Raw genomic sequence first — 6,392 nt, forward strand, 5'->3', positions numbered from 1 at the left:
CCGCGCGGCCGGCCGCGCCGCCGCGCTGGCCGCGGCCGGGATCTGGCTGGCGCTGTCGTTCCTGGGCCTGCTGTTCCAGCAGCGCCAGCGCCTGGCACGGCTGCGCCAGCGCAGCCGGCGCGAACTGGAGGCGTTGCTGCAGCAGCATGCGCAGGAGCTGCGCACCGCCCAGGACGGCATCGTGCAGGCCGCGCAGCAGGCCGACACCGGCCTCAGCCGCAGCCTGGAGCACCTGCCGCAGGGCGTGGTGATCATCGATGCGCAACTGCGCCTGGTGGCGTGGAATTCGCGCTATCTGGAGATCTTCCGCTTCCCGCCGGAACTGATCCGGGTCGGGCGCCCGATCGAGGATGTGTTCCGCTACAACGCGCGCCGCGGCCTGCTCGGCCCCGGCCCGGTGGAAGCGGCGATCCAGCGCCGCCTGGACCACCTGCGCAGCGGCCGTCCGCACATGCGCGAGAGCGAGAAGGACGACGGCACGGTGCTGGAGATCCGCGGCAATCCGCTGCCCGACGGCGGCTTCGTGACCAGCTACGCCGACATCACCAGCTACAAGAACGCCGCGCGCGAACTGCGCTCGCTGGCCGACGCGCTGGAGCATCGCGTCGCCGAGCGCACCCACGACCTGGCCGAGGCCAAGCGCGAGGCCGAGAACGCCAACCGCTACAAGACCCGCTTCGTGGCCTCGGCGGTGCACGACCTGCTGCAGCCGCTCAACGCCGCGCGCATGTTCGTCTCGGCGCTGCGCGGCAAGCTGCACGAGGCCGATGCGCGGCAGATCGCCGACCATGTCGACAACGCGCTGGCGGCGCAGGACGCGATCCTCAACAGCCTGTTGGACATCTCGCGACTGGAAGCGGGCACGTTGAAGACGCAGGTGCAGGATCTGGCGCTGGACCCGCTGCTGCAGACCCTGGCACGCGAGTTCGGCATCGTCGCCGAAGGCCGTGGGCTGCGCCTGGACTACGTACCGACCCGCGCCACCGTGCGCAGCGACGCGACCCTGCTGCGGCGCATCCTGCAGAACTTCCTGTCCAACGCGGTGCGCTACACCCCGCGCGGACGGGTGCTGCTGGGTTGCCGGCGCGACGGTGCGCAGCTGCGCATCGAAGTGCACGATCAGGGACCGGGTATTCCCGACGCCCTGCAGCAGGAGATCTTCGAAGAATTTCGCCGGCTTGGCGACGGCGTCGCCAACGACCGCGGCGCCGGCCTCGGCCTGGCGATCGTGGAGCGCATCGGCCGCCTGCTCGGCCACCGTATCGGCCTGCGCTCGCAGTTGGGCCGCGGCAGCGTGTTCTCGGTGACCGTGCCGCTGGGCGATGCCGCTGCGGCGCAACGCCAGCTGCCGGCGGCGATGGCCAGCGACAACGGCGACGACCCGATCCTGCATGGCTGCCGGGTCTGGTGCATCGACGACGACCCGCGGGTCTGCGAGGCCAGCCGGACCCTGCTGACGCGCTGGGCCTGCCAGGTGGAACTGGCCGCCGGCCCGGACCAGGCGCTGGCCGCGGCGCAGCCGGCACAGGCGCCGGAACTGGTATTGCTGGACGTGCGCATGGGCGACTGCCACGGCCCGACCCTGTTCGCGCAGCTGTGCGCACGCTGGCAGGCCGAGCCGCGGGTGATCCTGGTCACCGCCGAAGCCGATCCAGCGCTGCGCACCTTGGCACAGGACCGCGGCTGGGGCTTCCTGGCCAAACCGGTCCGCGCGCCAGCCCTGCGCGCACTGATGACGCAGATGTTGCTGCGGCGTGGGTGAGGCTTTTGCTTGGGTTTGGTTTGGTTTTGGGTTCGGGGAGTTTGGATCTCTAGCTGCCGTACCCTCATCCGCCCCTGCGGGGCACCTTCTCCCGGGGGAGAAGGAAAAAGCCGGCGGCGCCGCGCGTTAGCCCCTCTCCCGCCGGGAGAGGGGTTGGGGTGAGGGTACGGGCGCGCAGCGATGCCTCTACCACTCGCGCGGCGCGATCAGTTCCTCGACGTCGGCGTCTTCGAAACCATAGGCCTTGGCGATGTGCAGGAAATCCACGCCGATGTTCTCGCTTGCGGCGGTCTCGATCTCGCTGTCGTGGGCCTCGAACTCCAACGCCAGCTTGTTGAACTCTTCGGTGGCGGCATGGGTGAGCCGGTACAGCGCCGGCAGGTCCGCCGGTGCCTGCGCCTCGATCGCCTCGCACAACCGCAGCAGGATCTTCTGTCCCTTGCCGACCAGCGACGGGGGGAAGTAGTCGTCGTCCAGCATCTCCTGCAGGAACGGATAGTGGGCGGTCTGCTCGTTGCGGAGGGTCGTGGTGGGCATGGTCCGGTGGTCTCCGCCCGCGGGGGGCGCGGGCATCGGCGCATAGCATCGCGTATCCGGGCGCCGCAGAAAACGCCCCCCGCCGGCGCCCGGTTCAGGCCTCGCCTTCCGGCTCCAGCGCCTTCACCAGCACCGCGGCCTGGGTGCGGCTGTGGCATTCGAGCTTCTTCAGGATCGCGGTCACGTGGACCTTGACGGTGTTCTCGGCCAGGCCCAGTTCGTAGGCGATCTGCTTGTTGAGCAGGCCGTCGGCCAGGCACAACAGCACCCGGAACTGCTGCGGGGTCAGTTGCGCCAGGCGCGCCGCCAGCTGCGCGTCGGCCTCCGACCGCGCCGCGGTCAGCGGTGGGAACCAGGTGCCGCCGTCGAGCACCGCCGCCACCGCAATGCCGATGGTCTCGGCCGGCGAGGACTTGGGAATGAAGCCGGCCGCGCCGAACTGCTGCGCGCGGCGGATCACCCGCGGATGGTCGTTGGAGGAAATCACCACCACCGGCACGTCCGGGCGCTCGCCGCGCACGTGCAGCAGGGCCGAGAAGCCGCGCGCGCCGGGCATGGCCAGGTCCAGCAGGATCAGGTCGGCATCGGCCTGCGCGGCCAGCGCGGCGTCCAGGGTGCCAGCGCTGGCCGCCTCCACCACCAGGGCACGCGGCAAGGCCTGGCGCAGCGCGTGCAGCACGGCGGCGCGGAACAGCGGGTGGTCGTCGGCGACCAGGATCGTCGGGGCATCCATGGGCGTGAAGGCGGCTGGCATGACGCTGCAACGCGGCGTCGGGTGGGCGCGGACAACGCGCAGGACCCGCAGTGTACGTGCGTGGCCGCTGGATGCCGAGTGCGCGGGGTCCGATCGGGCGGCGGCGGGTTGCCCGAGACCGGCGTGCCGGGTGCCTGCGGAGAAACTCGTGCAGGACGCCGCGCACAGCACCGCCACGCCGCGCGTGGCCCTCCGCAGCGCGCAGCAAGGCGTCCTCGGTCGCGCATTCAAGGCCGGCCCCACCATGGCCGATAACACGGCGTGACCGTCTCGTTCTCCAATCTGCTGGGCCGCCTGCCGCTGGCCGCGTCCTGCCTCATCGTGTGCCTGGCGCTCGCGCCGGACGTGTCCGCGGCCGTCACCGCAAGCGACGACGAGTTGCCCAGCAGCCTGGAGCACTTCGGCCTGGACGAGGGCCTGTCGCAGCTGTCGATCAACGCCCTGCAGAGCGACGACCAAGGCTTCCTGTGGGTCGGCACGCAGGAAGGCCTGAACCGCTTCGACGGGCATCTGTTCCGCGCCTACCGGCGCGAACTCGGCAGCGACAGCCGGCAGAGCCTGCTCAGCAGCAGCATCGACAGCATCGGCTTCGAGCCGCGCGGCACCCGCCTGTGGCTGGGCACCAACGACGCCGGCCTGGAAGTGATCGAGCTGGCCACCTGGCAACACCACCGCCTCGACGCGAAGCAGGGCCTGTCGCACAACCGCGTCACCCAGATCCTGATCGATCCGCAGGGCGGCGCATGGCTGGGCACCGAACGCGGCATGGACCGGGTCGAGGCCGACCTGCAGCGGGCGCGCCCGCTGGGCGGCGATGCGCCGGTGGTGGGCCTGACCTGGATGCCGGACGGCAAGCAACCGGTCGCACTGGACCGGCAATGCCGGTTGTGGCGGCTGGGCCGCGACGCGCGCGAGGAACTGCCGGCACCGCGCGGCATCGACGAATGCGTGGGCCTGCAGTCCGGCCCGGAAGGGCTGTGGCTGGCCTCGGCGAGCGGCGGCCTGTTCCAGCTCGATGCGCAGGGCGCGGTGCTGGCGCACTGGACGCCAGCGCAGTTGGCCACCGGCGGCAGCGACCTCAGCGCGCTGATCCGGCTGCACGACGGCCGCGTGCTGGTCGGCACCACCAATGCCACGGTGACGCAACTGGACAGCGCGCAGCATGCGCCGCAGCGGCTGAGCTTCGACATGCCGCCCAACAGCGCCATCATCCGTTTCTACCAGGCACCCGACGGCACCTGGTGGATCGGCACCTACACCGGCGGGCTGTACCGGGTGCGTCCGTTGTCGGCGGTGATCCGCAACGACGAGGAGCGCGTCAGCGACACCCATGCGTGGCCCAGCAGCAGCGTGCGCAGCATCTGGCGCGACGGCGAGCGCATGCTGATCGGCACCGACCAGGGCCTGCTGCTGCGCGACAGCAGCCGTGCCGCCTGGCAACTGGTGCCCGGGCTGGCCAGCCAGGCGATCCGCAGCATCGCCGCCGACCGCGACGGCTGGTGGCTGGGCACGCGCCAGGGGCTGTGGCGCCTGGACCGCAACGGCACAGTGCGGCGTCTGGGCGGGCTGGCCGACGAGCACGTCAACGATCTGCTGCTGGAAGGCGACACGCTATGGGTGGCCACCCGCCGCGGCCTGACCCGCGTGGTCGATGGGCGCGTGCGCAACGATCCGCGCTGGGCACCCCTGAACGGGCACACCCTGACCCGGGTCTACCGCGACAGCGAAGACACGCTGTGGATCGGCTGCAACGACTGCGGCGTGTGGCGCATGCGCAGCGGCCGTCCCGCCGAGCCCTACCGCCCGCGCGGCAGCACCCTGTACCCGTCGGTGTGGTCGCTGTACGAACACGACGGCGTGCTGTGGGTGGGTACGTTCTCCGGCGGGCTGTACCGCATCGACCTCAAGCGCGACGTGGCGCTGCGCTACAGCGACCGCGAGGGGCTCAGCAGCAACGTCATCTACACGATCCTGCCGGATCCGCAGGGGCGGCTGTGGCTGAGCACCAACAACGGCCTGAGCGTGCTGGATCCGCGCACGCGCATCGTGCAGAGCCTGGGCCGCCGCGACGGCCTGCAGAACCAGGAGTACAACAGCGGCCGCGGCTACCGCGACGCGCACGGCCTGCTGTACTTCGGCGGCACCCAGGGCGTGGACGTGATCGATCCCACGCGCCTGCCGCTGCGTAGCCCGCAGGCGCGCGCAGTACTCACCGACCTGCGCATCCTCAATGCCGGCGAGGACCGCGACGGCGGCGAGAACCAGACCGAGAGCGACGTGGTCTACGCGCAGCGCATCGCCCTGGACCATCGCGACAACGTGTTCACCATCGGCATGACCGCGATCGACTTCGCCGCCCCGGGCACCGCACGCCTGCGCTACCGCGTCGACGGGCTGCAGAAGGGCTGGGTATACCCGCAGACCGCGCACAGCGACTTCTCGGTCAGCCACCTGCCACCGGACCGCTACACGCTGGTGGTGGAAGCGGCCGGGCGCGACGGCCAGTTCGGTGGCGCGCGGCGGCTGCAGATCGAGGTGCTGCCACCGCCCTGGCGGCATCCGCTGGCCTACGCCGGCTACGTCGTGCTGGGCCTGGCGCTGCTCGGCCTGGCGCTGCAGCGGGTGCGGCACACGGTCAACCGCGAGCGCGACATGGTGGAACTGCTCAACCTGACCGTGGCCGAGCGCACCCGCCAGCTCGAACGCGCCAACCAGCAGTTGCTGCAGAGCAATGCGCGCCTGCAGGCGGCCACACGCCTGGATCCGCTGACCCAGGTCGCCAACCGCCGCGAGCTGCAGGACTGGCTGGCGCGCGAATGCCCGGCCCTGCTGGCGGCGCTGGACGAAGGCAGCAGCGCCGATGCGCTGTACTTCTTCATGATCGACGTGGACAACTTCAAGCGCATCAACGACGACTACGGCCACCAGGCCGGCGACGCCGCGCTGGTGCACTGCGCCGATCGCCTGCGCGGACTGTGCGGCGAACGCGACCTGCTGGCGCGCTGGGGCGGCGAGGAGTTCCTGCTGGTCACCCGCCTGCCGCGCGAAGACGTCGCCAGCGACCTGGCCGAACGCCTGCGTGCGGCGGTGGCGACGCAGCGCTTCGCGCTGGCCGAGCGCGAACTGACCCTGACCTGCTCCATCGGCTTCGCCCCGTGGCCGTTCGTCGCCGCGTGGCCGGCGCTGGGCGACTGGGAACAGAGCGTGGGCCTGGCCGACCGCTGCCTCTACGCCGCCAAGGGCGCCGGCAAGGACGCCTGGGTGGGACTGGCCCCGGGCGCGGCGCCGGACCGGCCGCGCCTGCACGCGCTGCTGGCCGGCGGCGCACCGGAAGAACTG

General features: G+C 71.5%; 4 protein-coding genes. 2 read left to right on the forward strand and 2 right to left on the reverse strand.

Going from position 1 to position 6,392, the window contains the following annotated elements; translation table 11 throughout:
* On the forward strand, positions 1–1,762 hold a 1,762-nt coding region (locus tag D180_RS08630), incomplete at its 5' end, for a PAS-domain containing protein (protein ID WP_017912477.1).
* Positions 1,763–1,948: 186 nt separating this feature from the next.
* Here the strand turns inward: D180_RS08630 and D180_RS08635 are convergent.
* Together D180_RS08635 and D180_RS08640 are read right to left on the reverse strand one after the other, a co-directional pair.
* Positions 1,949–2,299 (reverse strand): DUF5713 family protein, encoded by a 351-nt coding sequence (locus tag D180_RS08635; protein WP_010344517.1) that lies wholly within the window; start codon positions 2,297–2,299, stop codon positions 1,949–1,951.
* 94 nt (positions 2,300–2,393) lie between these two features.
* Complete coding sequence (locus tag D180_RS08640; RefSeq protein ID WP_017910914.1) at positions 2,394–3,032, reverse strand: response regulator transcription factor; 639 nt, start codon at positions 3,030–3,032, stop codon at positions 2,394–2,396.
* 282 nt (positions 3,033–3,314) lie between these two features.
* Here D180_RS08640 and D180_RS08645 point away from each other — a divergent pair.
* Positions 3,315–6,392: ligand-binding sensor domain-containing diguanylate cyclase (locus tag D180_RS08645; RefSeq protein WP_017912479.1), on the forward strand; the 3,078-nt coding region annotated here is incomplete at its 3' end.

Origin of the sequence: Xanthomonas sp. SHU 166 (assembly GCF_000364685.1) — a bacterium.
Taxonomy (GTDB): domain Bacteria; phylum Pseudomonadota; class Gammaproteobacteria; order Xanthomonadales; family Xanthomonadaceae; genus Xanthomonas_A; species Xanthomonas_A sontii.